Source organism: Pseudocalidococcus azoricus BACA0444 (assembly GCF_031729055.1).
GTDB lineage: Bacteria > Cyanobacteriota > Cyanobacteriia > Thermosynechococcales > Thermosynechococcaceae > Pseudocalidococcus > Pseudocalidococcus azoricus.
This window is the reverse complement of the sequence record NZ_JAVMIP010000005.1, coordinates 139,763-158,376: the sequence shown is the minus strand read 5'-3', so window position 1 is coordinate 158,376 and position 18,614 is coordinate 139,763. Positions and strand designations below refer to the sequence as shown.

The window sequence follows — 18,614 nt, the reverse complement described above, 5'->3', positions numbered from 1 at the left end:
CGCTTTGACACAGCTTCAGAAAAAGTGTACCAACTTAGCGAGGAATATGCTGTAATGTTTTTGGAATTGATATTCCATGTATCGCAGAGCGTAACAAAGCTATTGACCTTGATACAAGAATTAACTTAATCCGACAAAAAAGAACAGGTACAGAAGGTATTTTATTAAATAGATGTTTTAATGATCTAATATCAGCTATGAAAAATCCTGATGATACTGGCTTCTACTGTTACCGAGCAATTGAATCATTGCGTCAACACTGCATTCTGAAATTCAACCTCAACCCAAAAAATAAATCAGTGCAATGGGAAAAGCTAAGAGAAATTGCTCAGTGCGACGAAGAATCAATTCGATCTATAGAGAAAGCAGCCGAACCTGTACGACACGGCGATGTTGCATCCATGACCTCAGAAGATAGAGAAAATCTTTTCTTAAAGACATGGGATATAGTTGATCGTTATGTTGATAACAGCTAAAAACTTCGCTACACTGGAACGCCTCAAAATCTTAGTTTTTGCTACAAAGGTTATCTGCATCTGTTGAGCAAAATTATTAGTTATCTGATTCTCGGAGTAGAACTTGTGATTTGCTGTCTATTATCCTTTGAATCTTTTCTTTGGGCTTACTTGGTTGATTCGGACAAGGGTGGGTTGGGACGTGATGCCAAGTAGTCATTACTACAGTGGTCAGAGAATCCTGATGCGTTAGGGCCTGGGCGGATGGGGGTATTATTGGGAAGATTCTCACCTGTAAACCTGCAACCGTCTTACCCATGGCCTAGCAATACTTTCTCTTCTAAACAGGCTGCTGATCCTCACATTGCAGTTTTTTAGGAGAAGGCTCAGCTTGCATAACTTGAAATTAATGGTGATTTATTTATAAACCATAATATTTATGAGTTTCTATATGGTAAAAAAATTAATTAGGCAGAAGCTTTCTGTATTTTCCTCCTTATAGGTTTCTTAGGTAAAGGCTTGACATTCAGCCTAAACACCTTAATCATCCCTTTAGGTGTAATCTTTCAGCCTAATACCTAGTTAGACCGCAATTCTTCTATAAGTATGTAGCGAGAGATTACCCATGGGTTGCGATGCTCAAGTTAAGGGTGAGTTCTCAGTTGAGGTATAATCGAAAGATCGTTGTGAGATGCAATCGCAAGATACATTTGCATAATTTGAGTCAGTTCAACCTCAATGATTAGAAGTTGATGAGTATGTATGACGATAGCTACTACCCACTAATGGCTGAGTACAATTGCTGGATGAACCAGAGTCTGTATTCGGTTTGTTCAATAATCCCTGACGAAAAACGTAAACAAGATCTTGGTGCTTTCTTTAAGTCTATTCATGGAACATTGAATCACTTACTCTATGGCGATAAGGCATGGATGGGACGTTTTACCAACAACCCATTCTCAGTCGCAGCGATCGGGCAGGAGCTATATGCGGATTTTGAAGAGCTAAGAGTAGAGCGAGAGAAGATGGATCAGCAAATTTTAGAATGGTCTATGAAGCTTGACCCGGTGTGGCTCAGACAACCATTTGAGTACACAAGCAATGTAGACGGAAAACGCCGTGTGCTATCGGCCTCGATTTTAGTGACACATATGTTCAATCATCAAACTCATCATCGAGGACAGATCACAACACTGATCAAACAACTTGGTTATGAACCAGGCGTTACAGATATTCCCTGGCTACCTGCTCTAAATGCAGTGGTCTAACAATCCCGTTGAACACCGACCGTATCAAGTTGGTTGGTTGAGTCCGAGAGCATACTAGCGGCGGGTGAACGGGGTCGTTATACTGCTTCGGTTACAGGTGCTGGCAGTAGTTTGAAAATTATTGGTGGGTGCTTGTGTTTTGAACGCCCTTTAGGATCAAATCGATCGCAGCTTGCGTATACTGTTCAATCATTTCTGCACTCAACAAATCTTGATTTGGAGTTAAATGCTTGAGATTTTCATGAGCATTACCATAAAAAACGCATACCCCAATGATATTGAGCGTGGTCATATAAGGATCAAGTGGTCGGAAAATTCCAGCTTTTATTCCTTGTTCTAATAGTCCAGTAAGTAGGTCGATCGCTCGCTGCCAGTTGGTTTGAATAAAGTATTTTCCTTGATTCTGACTCGCTTCCTGAAACAGCAGCATTCCACGGTGGCGATGTTTGGTCTCATAAGCGATTGCGGCTCGAATCACGGCTGCTAAAGCTTGATCTGGCGATGAGATTGCAAAATCAATTTGGGCGATCGCATCTTGAATCTCTGTTGCCGGACGTTGGAGAACGGTTTGATACAGCCCTTCTTTGCTCTCGAAGTAGTAATAAATCATGCGCGAAGCGACACCAGCAGCTTTAGCAATTTTGTCTGTTCTTGCACCTTTCAGACCATGCTTGGCAAATTCAATTTCAGCCGCGTCTAAAATTTGCTGCTTCGTCTTTTCTGCATCTCGCACAGCGCGACCCGATTTTTGAGTTGATTGATTGACCACAGTAGAACCTTAGCAGCGTTTTCCAGCTTCCATCATAGCTGCTCAAATCAATGAACTAAAAAGTTAATTCACAGTTGACAATCGATTTCTGCTGCTAGCATAATTATGAATGAAATTTTTAATTCATAAAATTGAGGCGATATGGTGCAAGCTTCTTCGACTCTGGGTCGTCATGCCGTTGTGGTTGGTGGCAGCATGGCAGGATTGCTAACTACGCGAATTCTTTCAGGCTATTTTGAGCAGGTCACGATTTTGGAGCGCGATCGCTTTCCGACCGAAGCACCTGCACCTCGCAAAGGCTTACCTCAATGTACACAGCTTCACATCTTGCTGACTCGTGGTCGTCAGATCATGGAAGACCTTTTTCCTGGGCTAGAATCAGACCTGATCGATGCGGGTGCAGCCGTATTGGATATGGGAGCAGACGTAGAATGGATGAATCCGTTTGGATGGACAGCCCGTTTCCCATCTGGGTTTAAGGCATTGTCTTTCAGTCGATACATTCTAGATTGGCTGATTCATCGTCGTCTGTCGGAGTTCAGCAACATTCAAATTCTTGAAGCGAGCTATGTCACAGGCTTACTGACCAACTCAGACAAAACTGCTGTAACAGGTGCGATCGTGCGTCGTCGAGAAGGTGAGCATTCCGAGCAGGTACAGCAAGAAGAGCTTTCCGCAGATTTGGTGATTGATGCGAGCGGCTATAGTTCTCAAGCGCCCAAATGGTTAAAAGCGATCGGCTATGATGCCCCTGAAGAAACAGTCATCACAACTTCGATGGGCTATGCCAGTCGCCTCTATGAAATCCCTGCTGATTTTCAAGAAGACTGGAAAGGTGTGTACATTCAAGCAGATCCCCCAAAACGAACTTCAATGGGAGTGCTTTATCCGATTGAAAATAACCGTTGGATTGTCGGAGTCTGTGGGACGGCTCCTAATCGACCTTCTACAAATGAAGCTGAATTCCTAGAGGCTTTGAGAAATCTGCCGAGTCCACACATTTACAATGCAGTCAAAGATGCAAAGCCTGCAACTGCGATCGGCATTTATCATCCACCCGGAAATCGATTACGCCACTATGAACGTCTCAGCCGCCAACCGCAGGGATTTATTGCGTTAGGAGATTCTGTCTGCTCATTCACACCGATTTATGGACAAGGCATGACGGTAGCAGCATTAGGGGCTGTATTGTTGCAACAATGTTTGCAAGAAACCGCTTTAACCGAGCTACCAAGCCGTTTTCAAAAAGAGCTTGCCAGGGTTAATGTAACACCGTGGATTGCAGCGACCAGCCAAGATGCGAAATATCCCAGTGTGAAAGGGTTGACCCAGCCCCCAAGTCTGCCAGAAAAAGCGATCGGCTGGTATATGGATCGACTCATTCAGTTAACGACCAAAGAACCTCAAGTAACCTTGGTATTGTTTAATGTTTTTCACATGGTTCAGTCATCTGGTGCATTACTTCAGCCATCGATTCTGTTTCGAGTCATTCAACAACTGCTGACCCGCTCATTATCTAGAAAGTCGTCCAAAATTCAGGTCAGTACCAGCAGTATAACAAGTCGATGAAGCGGATGGTTGAGAGATCCCAATGTGGATGCAGAGGTTATCTACCGCCGCTTATCTTGGTCGTTAGTCGTCTGATTGTCGGAGCAAAACATAATTTGCTTTCTTGTTATCCTGGAATCTTTTCTTTGAGCTTGCTTGGTTAATTCGGCCATGGGTAGGTTGGGAAGTAAGACCAAGTAGTTATTACTACAGTGGTTAGAGAATCCTGATGTGTTAGGGCCTGGGAAGATGGGGGCATTATTGGGAAAATTCTCAAACTCTTAACAACAGCCGCCCTACTCAACAATATCCAGGCCAGTTCAAAGAAAAACAGCACCGTTTAGGTCAGGATTGCGATTATTTTTATGACGTTTTGCTAATCCAAAGATAAAGAGTTAAGAAAAATCTCGATTGAGCCAGTATGCCAAGTGGAAGATAGGTATAGATATAGCCTTACTCCGGACTCTTATTGAATCGCGACACGAGGAGAGAAATATGTTTGCTACTCCTGCCCAAGCACAAAAGTTTCTCAGCGATCCATCCCAGGCCCTGGTACTCCCCCTAAACCGTCTTAGCTTGGCTGATTTACCCATTGTTGGCGGCAAAAATGCGTCATTAGGGGAAATGCTGCAACAACTCACACCGAAAGGGATTAATGTTCCCGATGGCTTTGCAACTACTGCTCATGCTTATCGTACTTTTATTCTGGAGGGAGGCCTGGAACCGAAACTGCGCGCCCTTTTATCCCCTTTAGATGTAGAAAATGTCCCCCAACTGCGACAAATCGGCCAAGAACTCCGATCCTTAATTCTTGAAACCCCCTTCCCTGAATCTCTGCAAGCAGCCATTACCCAGGCCTATGGGGAAATGTGTCAACACTATGGGCCCGAGACAGATGTGGCAGTTCGTTCCAGCGCCACCGCCGAAGATTTGCCCGATGCCAGTTTTGCCGGCCAGCAGGAAACCTATCTGAATGTGCATGGGATTTCTGGGGTATTGAAGGCTTGCCACTGTTGTTTTGCTTCGATTTTTACGGATCGGGCCATTTCCTATCGACAAATTAAAGGCTTTGATCATCTGGATGTGGCCTTATCAGTCGGGGTGCAAAAAATGGTGCGCTCGGATTTGGCCTGCTCGGGGGTGATGTTCTCCATTGATACTGAAACGGGCTTTAAGGATGCGGCCTTGATTACGGCTGCCTATGGGTTAGGGGAAAATGTTGTCCAAGGGGCTGTCAACCCGGATGAATATCTGGTTTTCAAACCCACCCTGAAAACGGGCTATCGGCCGATCTTAGAAAAACGCCTCGGCAGCAAAGAAATCAAAATGATCTATGACCAAGGGGGTTCCAAGCTGACGAAAAATGTCTCGGTTTGTCCCGAAGCTCGCGCCCAATTTGCCTTAACGGACGATGAAATTCTCCAACTCGGACACTGGGCCTGTGCCATTGAGGATCACTATTCCCAACTGCGGGGCACCTACACGCCCATGGACATTGAATGGGCCAAGGATGGGATTACGGGGCAGTTATTCATTGTCCAGGCCCGGCCGGAAACCGTCCAATCCCAAAAGGCGACCAATGTGCTGCGGTCTTACAAACTCCAAGAAACGGGTAATGTTCTGGTGCAAGGGCGGGCTGTGGGGGAAATGATCGGCCAAGGGCAAGCGCGGGTGATTATGGATGTCCACCAGATCAACCAATTCCAGGCCGGGGAAGTGTTAATTACTAACCGCACCGACCCGGATTGGGAACCGATTATGAAAAAAGCCAGTGCCATTGTCACCAATCAAGGGGGGCGAACCTGCCATAGCGCGATTATTGCTCGGGAAATGGGAATTCCAGCAGTGGTTGGCTGTGAAAATGCTACAGCAGTCTTAAAAACTGGCCAAGATGTCACTGTCTCCTGTGCGGAAGGGGAAGTGGGTAAAGTCTATGGGGGCCTGTTGAACTTTGGCGTGGATGAGGTGGCTTTAGAAAATCTCCCCCGCACCCGCACTCAAATCCTGATGAATGTGGGCAACCCGGAAGAAGCCTTTGGGTTAGCTGCGATTCCCAATGATGGGGTGGGGTTAGCTCGGTTAGAATTTATCATTGCCAATCACATCAAAGCCCACCCCCTAGCCCTGATCCACTTTGACGACCTGGAAAACTACGAGGTGAAAGCCGAAATTGCCGAACTCACGGCCCAATATCCGCAAAAATCCGAGTTCTTTGTCGATAAGTTAGCTCACGGCATTGGCACGATTGCGGCGGCCTTTTACCCCAAACCTGTTGTCGTGCGGATGTCTGACTTCAAGAGTAATGAATATGCCAACTTACTCGGCGGGCAGCAGTTTGAACCCAAAGAAGAAAACCCAATGATTGGTTGGCGGGGGGCGTCGCGTTATTACGATCCCCAGTATGCGGCGGGGTTTGCCCTCGAATGCCAGGCCATGAAACGAGTCCGGGAGGAAATGGGCTTAACCAATGTGATTCTGATGATTCCCTTCTGTCGGACACCAGCCGAGGGACAACGGGTTTTAGAGGAGATGGCCAAACACGGGCTACAGCGGGGTGAAAATGGCCTGGAAGTCTATGTCATGTGCGAGTTGCCCAGCAATGTGATCTTGGCGGATCAGTTTGCCCAAGTGTTTGACGGCTTTTCGATTGGTTCTAATGATTTAACCCAGTTGACCTTGGGCTTAGATCGGGATTCCGGGTTAGTTGCCCACCTGTTTGATGAGCGCAATGAGGCTGTCCTACGGATGGTGGCCCAGGCCATTCAAACTGCCAAGAAACATCACCGCAAAATTGGCATCTGTGGCCAGGCCCCGAGTGACTATCCGGAGTTTGCGCAATTCTTAGTGGAACAGGGGATTGACTCCATCAGCTTAAACCCGGATTCTGTCCTCAAAACTCTGCTCAGTATTGCGGCAACAGAAGCGCAGTTAGACAAGGCCTAATGCCTAAATTGACTAGGTAAATTGCCATCTCAGGCCGGGGATTTCTCGGGGATTAACCAGGGGAGTCTCGGGCCTTGCAGATCTGGAGCCAGTGATGCACCCAAGCTGGAAGGGCAAATGCTAATCTAGGGGCAAGGTTTGGGAATTAGATGGGATGGCAATTATTGCTTTACGGGCCTGGTATTTAGCGGAATATGAACCCTTAGAAACCATTGAACAACGCCCCCATGATTTACGCCTGAGTAAAAATAGCCTCTTAAAAACAGCATTGCGGGCAGATTTCCTCGATGATGCAGCGGAGGTTAAGGAATCCCTCTGGTTTCAACGCTACCTGCAAGGGGAAACTGTGGAATTTTATATTGAAGGGAGTGGTAGCTATCTAATTGCCAACATTGACCTGATTAGTCATGAAATCTACTTTGTTAAACAGGACACCTTCGCCCACTTAGAGCCAACGATTTTTTTCTGTTCCCAAACTGAATTTAGTGATTCTAGTGATCAACTCCGCTGGGCCATCCAGGCCTGGTTGACGGAATTTAACCCCCAATCACGCTTAGAACTCACCCTAGTTGAATCCCATCGGCTCAGTGATGGCCCAATCCGGTTACAAAGTACATTGGCTGGGAAACTCCGCCGCAGTCTAGTTTTTATTGCCGATGTTAGCCCAATTAGTTATTTAGATACTCAACCTCCAGTTCTAATTCCCAGCCCGAAAGTCTCCGTAGAGGTCGGGTATGCCTTGCACTGTAAACGCCAAGAACAAATTCTCCTAGCGCAGATGGAACGCCCCCAATGGCCCGGCCAGTTTCCGGTGGACTTACCCAGTAGTCAACGCCTGACTTTTGAGGATGATGCTGAACTGGCTGAGTCCCTAACACCTCTGTTATTAAAAGCTCTAGCACCGTTTAAGTTATTTCACTAAAATCCTGATCCAGTTTATGGGTGGTCAAAGTTATGGACAGAGCTTACATTCCTGATGCTTCCTAACCCCAATGGGAGAATCATGCCCAGGTATTTCACCAAACCTAAGTTAGGCATTGGCAAATCGGGAATGCTCAAAACCGCTGCAATTTCTCCATGAATAGCAACTAACCACTGATCGAGATTGAAATAGCTGGCCTGGGTGAGTTAACCCTAGTCATGAATCCTGTTCAGAACGTTGGAAAAGGGCTAAAAACCCCAGGCCTGGGATCGGGTTTGATTTTATGGTCGGCCATGGAAGCAGTTTTGTGCTCAATACCCCAGATGGGTTAAATCGTCCGGCTTTGTTCAGCTAAGGCAACTGGTTCGGCCTGAGGAACATCCTGAGATTGTCCAGCCATAAAGCTACTGAACTTCCCAGCCAAAAACGCGTCAACAGAAAACAAACCGGCCCCATTGAGCAGGAAGAAAAGGAAGACCGCCGCGTAGAGCATGGACAGTTCCAAGTAGGGAATACTGAACCCTGCAACTAAAACATGGTGATACATGGCCACCAGCATCGTACTGAATAATCCCAGGGCCGCTGGTCGGGCTAAAAATCCGAGGGCTAACAATGGGGCCGCAAGCAATTCCGTCAAGGCTGCCACATAGCTAAAGAAAATTGGGAACGGTAAGCCGATCACTTCTACATAGGCCGCCGAAAAGCTCTCAATATCAGCCAATTTATCCAGGCCATTGTGGATCATCACCAGGCCCGCCACGATCCGTAAAATAGTCCAACCCGCTTGAGAGCCATAGCTAGGGGTAAACCGAGTTTGCAGGAGCGCGACTGACCACCGTCCTAACTGTTGCGAAATATTCATAAGTATTAAGAATCCTAAAGATTTATAATTTTAATCTAACAAATCCTAAGAAAAGTAACAAAACTGGGGCGTGCGGATTGCAAACTGATTCACGAGTCCTGACCCTACGAATTTAGGCCCGAACTAGACAGCCTATTGCAACCATAGATGAGGATTCAGGGGGTGGTACGGTTGTGCTCCAAGTTTAAGGAATCAGGGTAAAATTGCGGGGGATTAAATCATGGCCTGGGGGCTGTCCTTCGGGGAGGTTAGTGGCTTGGCGACCAAAGTAGTAATTGTCCGGCATGGGGAAAGTACATTTAATGTGCAGGGCCGGGTGCAGGGGCACGGGGATGCCTCGACTTTGACGGGAAAAGGGATTGCTGGAGCCAAACAAGTCGGCCAGGCCCTGAAGGGAATTAATTTTGACCAGTTCTATAGCAGTCCCCTACGCCGCGCCTATGAAACCGCTCTGGAAATCTCCTATCAATTACAAGTTAGTCCGCCGGAAAAAACAGACCTACTCAAAGAAATTTTCTTGCCGGCCTGGGAAACGCTGAAGTTCGAGGAAGTCAAGGAAAAATACCCGGAAGCCTACCAGCATTGGCACAGCAGCCCCCAAGATTTACGGATGGACTATGAAACCCCCGAGGGCACTAAAACGGTCTATCCATTGCGAGATTTATTTGTCCAGGCCCAGGCTTTTTGGCAATTTATCTTAGACAAGCATCAGGATCAAACAATTTTATTGGTGGGTCACAGTGGGATTAACCGGGCCTTGATTTGTACCGCCTTGGGCATGGGCTTGGAAGGCTATATCCGACTGCAACAGGCCAACTGTGCCATTAACGTCTTGAATTTTCCGGGGGACTGGGGGGAACCGGCACAACTGGAAGGGTTTAATCTCACCAGTCATCTCGGCGATCCTTTTCCCACCCCGCGCTTTAAAGAAAAAACCTTACGCCTGTTGCTGGTGCGCCACGGGGAAACCGATTGGAATCGTCAGGGTAAGTTTCAAGGTCAAATTGATGTGCCGCTCAATGCCACCGGCCGAGAACAAGGAGCCAAAGTTGCCAAATTTCTCGAAAATGTCCCGTTGCAGTTTGCGATTACCAGCCCGCTCCTACGTCCCAAAGCCACGGCCGAAGCGATTTTGCAGTTTCATCCCCAGATTGAATTGGGCCTAGAACCAGAACTGGCCGAAATTAGCCACGGGGCCTGGGAAGGAAAACTTGAACCAGAAGTAGAAGCCGAATATCCGGGCGAAATTGAACGCTGGCGAACCGTTCCCCACGAAGTACAAATGCCTGCGGGTGAAAATCTCCAGCAAGTCTGGGATCGGGCAATCCAGGCCTGGGATCAAATCATCGAGACGGCTAAAAATAATCCTAATTACACCAAACCAATTGTCGGGTTAGTCGTGGCCCATGATGCAATCAATAAGGTGATTCTCTGTCATGTGGCAGGCCTGGGGCCGGAGGAGTTTTGGCAGTTCAAGCAGGGGAATGGGGCGGTGAGCGTGATTGACTATCCTCTTGATGGGGGAACACCACGGCTACAGGCCATGAATATTACGACCCACTTGGGAGGCGTATTGGATCGAACCGCGGCCGGAGCATTGTAGATGAGAGACTTACCTGAATCCTATGTGCTGCAAGGGGTACGGATTATTGATCCAACTCAGCAGTGGGATTTTTGCGGCGATGTTTGGATTGAACAGGGTCAAATTCGGGCAATTGAGCGGGATTTATCTTCAGTCGCGGCAGAAATTCCCAGGCAGTCGGGTGCGGGATTAATTTTGGCCCCAGGCCTGGTGGATTTATATAGTCAAGGCGGTGAACCGGGGTATGAACAACGGGAAACCCTAGAGTCCTTGATCCAAGCGGCTCAGGCCGGGGGATTTTGTCGCGTCGCGTTGCTGCCGTTGACGAATCCAGTCTTAGATCATGCCGCGGTTTTGTCTCAACTCCAGGCCAAGATTCCCCCTAATTCACCCGTCCAACTGCACTTTTGGGGCGCGATTACTCAGGCAGCCAAGGGCGAAAAACTCACCGAACTCTATGAACTAGCCCAGGCCGGGGTGATTGGTTTTAGTGATAGTCGGCCCCTGGGAAATTTGGGGGTGATTCGCCGCAGTTTGGAATATTTGCAAGCGACCCACTTACCCATTGCCCTGTGGCCTCAAAATCTCGAATTAGCCGGTCGCGGTGTAGTCCGGGAAAGTGAGATTGCTTTAGCTCTGGGCCTGATTGAGCAACCCGTGAGTGCTGAAACAACAGCATTAACTAGCATTTTAGAACTGAGTCGAGAACTGCCCCAACCACTGCATGTGATGCGAGTTTCCACAGCCCGGAGTGTTGAACTTTTAGAAAGCTATTACCATCAAGCTGCTCTCATAACGTCTAGTGTTTCCTGGTTACATTTACTGAAAAATACCAACGACCTCACTAGTTACGACCCCAATTTAAGACTCGAACCACCCCTTGGCACACCGGAGGATCAAACTGCGCTGATTGCAGGAATTAAGTCAGGTGTGATTAACGCCATTGCCGTAGATCATCGCCCGCGTACCTATGAAGAAAAAGTGATTTCCTTTGCTGAAGCTTTACCGGGAGCCATTGGCCTGGAGTTGGCATTACCGTTGTTGTGGCAAGAATTAGTCGTGACTGAGAAACTCACAGCGTTGGAATTATGGCGCGCCCTAAGTCAAAAACCGGCCGAAATTCTCCAGCAATCACCACCCAGCTTGAGACAGGTCAATCAACAGGAATGGATTTTATTTGATCCAAACCAGGCCTGGACTGTCACCCCAGAAACCCTTTTTTCCCGTTCTCAAAATACCTCCTATACTGGGCAAACCATTTCGGGCCGAGTGATTAGGCAGTGGTCACATCATTTTTGAGGCGTTCTATTTTATGTCAGCAGTCATTCCGGGACGATTTACAGCGGATACCCAGCAGGGCGTTGTCGTTTTCCTAATTGGGATGCGGGTGAATCGGTTTTGGGCCTTTTCCAAGTGGATTCCGACAGCCAGGGCGATGGGGCCGATGTTAAAGGTTTTAGATCAGTTTCCGGAGAAAGGCTTTTTAGGCCAAGAGTCTTTTTTTCGGCTGTTTCCCCTAGAAATTGTTTTAGTTTCCTATTGGCGTTCCTTTGAGCATCTGGAGCAGTTTGCCCGCAATAGGGATGATCCGCACCTCCAGGCCTGGCAGAATTTTAATCGCAATATTGGTCGTGATGGCAGTGTGGGCATTTGGCATGAAACCTATTGCATCCAACCGGAGCAAGCCGAAGCAATCTATGTGAATATGCCGATTTTTGGCCTGGCCAAGGCAACCGCCCATCGTCCTGTAACGGGATTTAAGGAAACGGCCCGGAATCGGCTGAGCCAAACAGAGGCTGTGGATGACTCCCTTGGCTAGTAGTCTTCTTTCCATAGGGTTAACCAATCATTCAAATCAAATTTTTGAAAGGTTCACAATGCTCTGAAAAGGCCCAATCTCCAGGCCTGGCTGTACTATGTAGAGGTGTAAATTAACTTTCTTGGTCGCGCGTTCCTATGCCTACCCTTGAGACTCGCACAGAACCAATGCTCATTAATATGGGCCCCCATCACCCGTCCATGCACGGGGTGTTGCGGCTAATGGTGACTTTGGATGGGGAAAATGTGGTGGACTGCGAGCCGGTGATTGGCTATCTCCATCGGGGCATGGAAAAAATTGCCGAAAACCGCACCAATATCATGTTTATCCCCTACGTCAGTCGCTGGGATTATGCGGCCGGGATGTTCAACGAAGCCATTACCGTTAATGCCCCAGAAAAATTGGCTAATATTGCCGTCCCCAAGCGGGCCAGCTATATCCGGGTGATCATGCTGGAACTAAACCGGATTGCCAATCACCTCCTCTGGCTGGGGCCATTCTTAGCGGATGTGGGCGCGCAAACTCCTTTCTTCTATATTTTCCGGGAACGGGAACTCATTTACGACCTGTTTGAAGCAGCCACTGGGATGCGATTTATCAATAACAACTATTTCCGCATGGGGGGGGTGGCGGCCGACCTCACCTATGGTTGGGTAACCAAATGCCAAGACTTCTGTGACTATTTCCTCCCCAAAGTTGATGAATACGAGCGTCTGATTACCAACAACCCGATCTTTATCCGCCGCCTCCAAGGCATGGGGACAATTACCCGTGAGGAAGCGATTAACTGGGGACTCTCGGGGCCAATGTTGCGCGGTTCCGGGGTGAACTGGGATCTGCGCCGGGTTGATCACTATGAATGCTATGACGACTTTGATTGGGAGGTTGTCACAGAACCGGATGGGGATTGTATTGCCCGTTACCTAGTGCGGATCCGGGAAATGCGGGAATCCACCAAAATCATTCTCCAGGCCCTCAAAGGACTTCCTGGCGGCCCCTACGAAAACCTCGAAGCCAAACGGATGGTGGAAGGGGCAAAATCGGAATGGAATGGCTTTGACTATCAATACATGGGTAAGAAGCTGGCTCCTACCTTCAAAATCCCCAAAGGTGAGCATTATGTCCGGGTTGAATCGGGCAAAGGGGAGCTAGGGATTTATTTGATTGGCGATGATAATGTCTTCCCATGGCGCTGGAAGATTCGTCCGCCCGATTTCAATAATTTACAGGTTTTGCCCCAACTCGTCAAAGGAACCAAGGTTGCAGATATTGTCGCTATTTTGGGCAGTATTGATGTGATTATGGGGTCTGTGGATCGTTAGGTCTAAATTTCGACAGCAAAAGTATTTGCTAAATAGAACAATCTATAACTTTGGACAGGGTAAGGGAGCTTGCTTGGGATCGCTGTGAAGACAGGGCTGCTGGGCGGCTTCTTCCTCATTAAAAGGGAGGGGCATCTGACCAAAGACCATGGCACAACTTAAATCCTCAAAATCTGGGCTCATCGTCAGGGGAATCCCAAACTGTTCTGTAAAAAATTTTTGGGTCGGCAATTTACACAGATTCACACACATCCCCACACAGCCACTTTCTTCGAGATAGCGACATTTCTTAATTTGGACGCGGCTTCTTTGCCAACGAAATGCCTGATCCGGCCCAGCCACAAGGGTCGCTTGCCATTCACAGGGGCCAACCAGCCATTGAAAGAGACGGGTCGCAAACCAGGCATTGAGTTCACAGACGAGTGGGGCTGGCGAGAATATTGTCCGAATCCCCCCAAGTACCCAACGGGGAATGACAGAGGCAAGAACTTTGGCAATCAGAGCTTGTTGTTCCTGGGCCGTCCGTCCCTGCATCACCTGTTGGGATAACCAGACAAAGTTAGCATAGGTCGGGGGAGGTGGAGTAAGACCCAAGGCCTGGGCAATTTTACGGTTGATTAAACCAAGGGCCAGCCGATCAAAGACATTATCGGTATAAATGGCAGCCGGTTGAGCAAGCTTTTTCAAGGTAGATTTCGAGCAGGGTGATAAATAGCAATATTCTCGATTAGGCAGGAGACTCTACCTATTCATCCTAACGTTTATTCCCAATGCCCCTAAAACCCACCCCAACTATGAACGGAGCCAACGGGTTTCCCCGCCTTTTTGATCAATTAATTTAATTCCTAAGGTGGCCAAGTAGTCCCGAATCCGATCCGACTCAGCAAAATTCCGACCTTGTTTGGCTTGTTGGCGTTGATGAATCAGGGTTTCAATTTCGGCATCAGTGATTATTGGCTCTGGTTCAGGTTCGGCACTGTTGGGGGTTACCTCCAGGCCCAGGATTGCCGCTAATTTCACTAGGCTGTGCCATTGTTGCCAAAGGTGGGTAAGGGGTTGATCGCTGGAGCCGGTGTGGCGAATTTGGTTATGTTGGCCTTGGAGATTTTTAGCTAAATCAAACAAGATGGCCAGGGCCGCCGGAGTGTTCAGGTCATCATCCATACTGGCCTGGAATGCGGCTTGGTGCTGAGGGTCAATGGGTAACGGGTCTAAATCGGCCAATAAATCCGCATGGATCCAGCCAAATTCCAGGCCCTCTTTTAAGGTTTGCCAGCCGTGGGTAGCCGCTTTTAGGGCCAGGGGGGTGAAATCTAGGGGTTTGCGATACTGAGCCTGGAGCATTAACAACCGCACAGCCATCGGATCAATGCCAGAGTCCAGCAGAGAGCGGATCGTAGTGAAGTTCCCCAGAGATTTAGACATTTTCTCGGTGTTGATCGTCACAAAGCCGTTATGGAGCCAGTAATTAGCCAACCGGGCCTGAGTCGCTGCTTCCGATTGGGCAATTTCATTTTCGTGGTGGGGGAAAATCAAGTCCATCCCGCCGGCATGAATATCAATCGTGCCACCAAAGGCCTGATGCACCATCGCCGAACATTCAATGTGCCACCCTGGCCGCCCCAGTCCCCAAGGAGAATCCCAAGGGTCATAGACCGTCATTTCTTCGGGTTTGGCGGCTTTCCACAGGGCAAAATCTAAGGGGTGGTGTTTTTTTTGCTCCATCTCATCAACCCGCCCACTGGCCCCCGCACTCATTTGTTCTAGATGCCGCCCGGAGAGTTGGCCATAGCTGGGAAATTTCTCGACTGCATAATAGACATCCCCCTGGACTGGATAGGCATAACCTTGGGCCACAAGCTCCTGAATTAACTCAATAATTTTCGGCATGACCGCAGTGGCCTGGGGATAGTGATCGGCGGGGCGAATATTGAGGCGGGCCATGTCGGTGTGGTAGGCCTGGATATATCGCTGGACAATTTCAGTCACCGTTGTTTGTTCTTGTTGGGCCCGTTTGATAATTTTGTCATCAATATCGGTAAAGTTTTGCACATAGGTAACGCCATAGCCTAAGAACTCTAAATATCGCCGGAGAATATCCCAGGCCAGGTAGGAGCGGGCATGACCCAAATGGCAGTAATCATAAACAGTCACTCCACAGGCATAGATCGTTACCCGGCCGGGTTGGAGGGAGTGGAAGGGCTGAAGTTGCCGCGTGAGCGTGTTATATAGCTGCAATGCCATCGAAAAGCACAACCAAGAATTAGGTCAAGGCGGATTAGGTGATCAATAAATCCTGTTTCTATGCTATATGGCGAGGGTCAAAAAATCGATCATGGCGGTTTTCCCCATCTGGAGCGAAGGGGATGGCTATCAGTGCAATCTGTGGGAATTTAGGCCCTGCAATTCAGTTAGAAATTCCAAATCAAATCCTAGTGCTCAAAGACTGATAATCCGGTTAAGTTTGATCACACAGGCCGGGTCAGGATTAAATTAAGCAATAAATCAAGACTGTTAACTTTAATATCTATTTTTCTGGCGAATTGCCGCTATGCCTAAAAAAATCACATTGGGATCCAGGTGACAGGGTAAATCAAGATACTGGGGTTGCCATTTCAATAACCCGGATTTTAAGAATTCTCCATCCCCCCCTGTGAAGATAATCTGACTGGTTGGATATGTTTTTAGCCAATCTTGAATAAACAAATCTAAACCTCCTAAAACAGTCCAGAAAATTCCAGATTGGATCGCACTGGGAGTATCATTTCCCCACAAGGGAGGAAGGGTTTGCCAATCAAAATTCAAATTCCTTAAGGCCGCTGTTTGGGTTGCTAAGGATTGGGTCATTAAGCCCAGGCCTGGTAAGATAACTCCCCCCTGAAATTGTCGCTGGGCATCTACTCCCGTCAGGGTTAAAGCCGTGCCGCCATCAATGAGTAAAATCGGCCAGCCATACTTGACTCCCGCACCCCAGGCCCCCAAGGCTCGATCAATTCCCAAGCTGGGATAACAGTTTGCAAGGGGAACGTCAGAGAGATTTAACAACTTTAAGTGGGAATAATTTAACCATTTTTCTGTTTCTTGGGGCACAACACTGGCTAACCATAACCAAGGCAATGACTCAAATTCTGCAAGATGTTCACTATTTGGCAAGTAGGACTGTTGAAAACTAGCAGTAATAGGATAGGGCTGTTTCCAGCTTTTAATCAGCTTTTGTCCTTGAAATCTGGCCCAATAATAATGAGTATTCCCAATATTCAGAGCTAACCATTGATCTTGATCATCCATGTCACCCTAGCCATAGTTTTACAAACTTTTGGTAGATGGGATTGTGTTAGCTTGGCAGACCCAAACTATTGTCATCACGCCCCCCGGTTACCCTCCAAATTAACCCCCAAATCACGAAGTAACGGGATATTGCCAATCATCAAGTATTGTTGCATGGCGCGGCAGGAGAGACAGTCTGATTCCCGAAAGCCGTTATGGTTTTAAGTAGTTTAATCGCAAGCGAGACATCAGCGATGAAGTTGGCGTATTGGATGTATGCAGGCCCAGCCCATATTGGGACATTGCGGGTGGCGAGTTCCTTCAAAAATGTTCACGGAATTATGCACGCCCCCATTGGTGATGATTATTTCAACGTCATGCGCTCGATGCTGGAACGGGAGCGAAACTTTACCCCAGTCACCACCAGCGTTGTGGATCGCCATGTCCTCTCCCGCGGTTCCCAAGAAAAAGTTGTGGATAACATCACCCGTAAAGATAGCGAAGAACACCCCGATTTAATTGTCCTCACCCCCACCTGCACCTCCAGCATCCTCCAGGAAGATTTAGAGAATTTTGTCGAGCGGGCCTCCCAAACTACGGTCTCCGATGTCATTTTGGCTGATGTCAATCACTACCGGGTCAATGAACTCCAGGCCGCGGATCGGACGCTGGAACAAATTATTCAGTTCTATATTGCCAAAGCCCGCAAAAATGGCGATCTCGTTACAGCCAAAACCCCTGAACCCTCCGTGAATATCCTCGGGCCAACTACCCTTGGGTTTCATAATCAGCACGATGTCCGGGAATTACGGAAACTGATGGCCGACTTGGGGATTACCATCAACGCGGTGATCCCGGATGGAGCTTCGGTCAATGACATCAAAACTCTCCCCCAGGCCTGGTTTAACTTGGTTCCTTATCGGGAAATTGGCCCCTTGGCAGCCCGCTATTTAGAACAGGAATTTAATCAGCCCTTTGTGGATATTACGCCGATGGGGGTGGTGGAAACGGCCCGCTGTATTCGCCAAATTCAAACCCTCCTCAACCAGCAGGGAGCCACCGTTAACTACGAAGACTTTATCCAGTCCCAAACTCTCCATGTTTCCCAGGCCGCTTGGTTTTCCCGCTCCATTGACTGTCAGAACTTAACCGGTAAAAAGGCAGTTGTCTTTGGTGATAACACCCACGCCGCGGCGATTACAAAAATCCTCAGTCGGGAAATGGGCATTCACGTGGTCTGGGCCGGAACCTATTGCAAATACGATGGGGATTGGTTCCGGGAACAGGTGCAAGACTTTTGTGATGAAGTGATTATTACCGATGATCATGGGGCGATTGGAGATGCCATTGCCCGGGTTGAACCGGCGGCGATTTTTGGCACCCAGATGGAACGTCATGTTGGTAAACGGTTGGATACCCCCTGTGGTGTGATTGCCGCCCCGATTCACATTCAAAACTTCCCGATTGGCTACAAACCTTTCCTCGGCTACGAAGGCAGTAATCAGATTGTGGATTTAATCTACAACTCCTTTACCTTGGGGATGGAAGATCATCTCTTGGAAATCTTTGGCGGCCACGACACCAAGGAAGTGATTCACAAGGGCATCTCAGCCGATTCGGATCTCAATTGGACTAGCGATGGCCTGGCAGAACTGAATAAAATTCCGGGCTTTGTGCGCGGCAAGGTGAAACGCAACACCGAAAAATTTGCCCGTGAGCGAAATATTAGTCATATCAATGTGGAAGTGCTTTACGCGGCCAAGGAGGCGGTGGGGGCTTAGTTAGCTTAATGAACTTAATGAGTTGGCTGGAGGCGGAACCTTAGGCAGCCTTAGCTGTTGATGCTGAGAGCTTAGA

General features: G+C 48.1%; 15 protein-coding genes. 10 read left to right on the top strand and 5 right to left on the bottom strand.

The window, feature by feature from the left end:
- Nucleotides 1-197 precede the first annotated feature (197 nt).
- Both RIF25_RS07765 and RIF25_RS07760 read left to right on the top strand, forming a co-directional pair.
- The gene (locus RIF25_RS07765) at nt 198-476 is read left to right on the top strand and encodes a hypothetical protein (protein WP_322877981.1); all 279 of its coding nucleotides are present in this window, start codon (nt 198-200) and stop codon (nt 474-476) included.
- 737 nt (nt 477-1,213) lie between these two features.
- Nucleotides 1,214-1,723, top strand: coding sequence for a DinB family protein (locus RIF25_RS07760; protein WP_407682364.1), 510 nt, complete (start codon nt 1,214-1,216; stop codon nt 1,721-1,723).
- Nucleotides 1,724-1,841: 118 nt separating this feature from the next.
- On the opposite strand, the gene RIF25_RS07755 is transcribed toward RIF25_RS07760, so the two are convergent.
- Entirely contained in the window at nt 1,842-2,492 is a 651-nt protein-coding gene (locus RIF25_RS07755; protein ID WP_322877979.1) for a TetR/AcrR family transcriptional regulator, read from the bottom strand.
- Between the two features lie 141 nt (nt 2,493-2,633).
- Here RIF25_RS07755 and RIF25_RS07750 point away from each other — a divergent pair, with 141 nt between their 5' ends.
- The 3 genes from RIF25_RS07750 to RIF25_RS07740 all read left to right on the top strand — a co-directional run bounded on the left by RIF25_RS07750 (nt 2,634) and on the right by RIF25_RS07740 (nt 7,905).
- Nucleotides 2,634-4,061, top strand: a complete 1,428-nt coding sequence (locus RIF25_RS07750; RefSeq protein ID WP_322877978.1) for an FAD-dependent oxidoreductase — start codon at nt 2,634-2,636, stop codon at nt 4,059-4,061.
- Between the two features lie 474 nt (nt 4,062-4,535).
- On the top strand, nt 4,536-6,983 hold the full coding sequence (gene ppsA, locus RIF25_RS07745; RefSeq protein WP_322877977.1) for a phosphoenolpyruvate synthase: 2,448 nt from the start codon (nt 4,536-4,538) through the stop codon (nt 6,981-6,983).
- Nucleotides 6,984-7,137: 154 nt separating this feature from the next.
- Nucleotides 7,138-7,905, top strand: a complete 768-nt coding sequence (locus RIF25_RS07740) for a hypothetical protein (protein ID WP_322877976.1) — start codon at nt 7,138-7,140, stop codon at nt 7,903-7,905.
- Nucleotides 7,906-8,233: 328 nt separating this feature from the next.
- On the opposite strand, the gene RIF25_RS07735 is transcribed toward RIF25_RS07740, so the two are convergent.
- Nucleotides 8,234-8,767 (bottom strand): DoxX family protein, encoded by a 534-nt coding sequence (locus RIF25_RS07735; RefSeq protein ID WP_322877975.1) that lies wholly within the window; start codon nt 8,765-8,767, stop codon nt 8,234-8,236.
- A gap of 256 nt (nt 8,768-9,023) precedes the next feature.
- Here RIF25_RS07735 and RIF25_RS07730 point away from each other — a divergent pair, with 256 nt between their 5' ends.
- The 4 genes from RIF25_RS07730 to RIF25_RS07715 all read left to right on the top strand — a co-directional run bounded on the left by RIF25_RS07730 (nt 9,024) and on the right by RIF25_RS07715 (nt 13,490).
- On the top strand, nt 9,024-10,370 hold the full coding sequence (locus RIF25_RS07730) for a histidine phosphatase family protein (RefSeq protein WP_322877974.1): 1,347 nt from the start codon (nt 9,024-9,026) through the stop codon (nt 10,368-10,370).
- Nucleotides 10,371-11,648: a dihydroorotase gene (locus RIF25_RS07725; protein WP_322877973.1), complete on the top strand. Its 1,278-nt coding sequence runs from the start codon at nt 10,371-10,373 to the stop codon at nt 11,646-11,648.
- Between the two features lie 13 nt (nt 11,649-11,661).
- Nucleotides 11,662-12,168, top strand: coding sequence for a DUF4188 domain-containing protein (locus tag RIF25_RS07720; protein ID WP_322877972.1), 507 nt, complete (start codon nt 11,662-11,664; stop codon nt 12,166-12,168).
- Between the two features lie 137 nt (nt 12,169-12,305).
- On the top strand, nt 12,306-13,490 hold the full coding sequence (locus RIF25_RS07715; RefSeq protein WP_322877971.1) for an NAD(P)H-quinone oxidoreductase subunit H: 1,185 nt from the start codon (nt 12,306-12,308) through the stop codon (nt 13,488-13,490).
- 42 nt (nt 13,491-13,532) lie between these two features.
- Here RIF25_RS07715 and RIF25_RS07710 read toward each other — a convergent pair whose 3' ends face one another.
- The 3 genes from RIF25_RS07710 to RIF25_RS07700 form a co-directional block, all read right to left on the bottom strand.
- Nucleotides 13,533-14,177: a DUF4033 domain-containing protein gene (locus RIF25_RS07710; protein ID WP_322877970.1), complete on the bottom strand. Its 645-nt coding sequence runs from the start codon at nt 14,175-14,177 to the stop codon at nt 13,533-13,535.
- 105 nt (nt 14,178-14,282) lie between these two features.
- Nucleotides 14,283-15,734, bottom strand: coding sequence for a cysteine--tRNA ligase (gene cysS / locus RIF25_RS07705; protein WP_322877969.1), 1,452 nt, complete (start codon nt 15,732-15,734; stop codon nt 14,283-14,285).
- 276 nt (nt 15,735-16,010) lie between these two features.
- Nucleotides 16,011-16,778: a pantothenate kinase gene (locus tag RIF25_RS07700; RefSeq protein WP_322877968.1), complete on the bottom strand. Its 768-nt coding sequence runs from the start codon at nt 16,776-16,778 to the stop codon at nt 16,011-16,013.
- 233 nt (nt 16,779-17,011) lie between these two features.
- On the opposite strand from RIF25_RS07700, the gene bchB reads away from it, so the two are divergent.
- Complete coding sequence (gene bchB, locus RIF25_RS07695; RefSeq protein WP_322877967.1) at nt 17,012-18,538, top strand: ferredoxin:protochlorophyllide reductase (ATP-dependent) subunit B; 1,527 nt, start codon at nt 17,012-17,014, stop codon at nt 18,536-18,538.
- The last annotated feature ends 76 nt before the right edge of the window (nt 18,539-18,614 follow it).

Excerpts from the sequence above, each read along its gene's own strand:
- ppsA (WP_322877977.1), top strand. The coding sequence starts at position 4,536 with ATGTTTGCTACTCCTGCCCAAGCACAAAAGTTTCTCAGCGATCCATCC.
- RIF25_RS07720 (WP_322877972.1), top strand. The coding sequence starts at position 11,662 with ATGTCAGCAGTCATTCCGGGACGATTTACAGCGGATACCCAGCAGGGC.
- cysS (WP_322877969.1), bottom strand. The coding sequence starts at position 15,734 with ATGGCATTGCAGCTATATAACACGCTCACGCGGCAACTTCAGCCCTTC.
- RIF25_RS07735 (WP_322877975.1), bottom strand. The coding sequence starts at position 8,767 with ATGAATATTTCGCAACAGTTAGGACGGTGGTCAGTCGCGCTCCTGCAA.
- RIF25_RS07700 (WP_322877968.1), bottom strand. The coding sequence starts at position 16,778 with ATGGATGATCAAGATCAATGGTTAGCTCTGAATATTGGGAATACTCAT.
- RIF25_RS07715 (WP_322877971.1), top strand. The coding sequence starts at position 12,306 with ATGCCTACCCTTGAGACTCGCACAGAACCAATGCTCATTAATATGGGC.
- bchB (WP_322877967.1), top strand. The coding sequence starts at position 17,012 with ATGAAGTTGGCGTATTGGATGTATGCAGGCCCAGCCCATATTGGGACA.
- RIF25_RS07740 (WP_322877976.1), top strand. The coding sequence starts at position 7,138 with ATGGCAATTATTGCTTTACGGGCCTGGTATTTAGCGGAATATGAACCC.
- RIF25_RS07760 (WP_407682364.1), top strand. The coding sequence starts at position 1,214 with ATGTATGACGATAGCTACTACCCACTAATGGCTGAGTACAATTGCTGG.
- RIF25_RS07725 (WP_322877973.1), top strand. The coding sequence starts at position 10,371 with ATGAGAGACTTACCTGAATCCTATGTGCTGCAAGGGGTACGGATTATT.
- RIF25_RS07750 (WP_322877978.1), top strand. The coding sequence starts at position 2,634 with ATGGTGCAAGCTTCTTCGACTCTGGGTCGTCATGCCGTTGTGGTTGGT.
- RIF25_RS07765 (WP_322877981.1), top strand. The coding sequence starts at position 198 with ATGAAAAATCCTGATGATACTGGCTTCTACTGTTACCGAGCAATTGAA.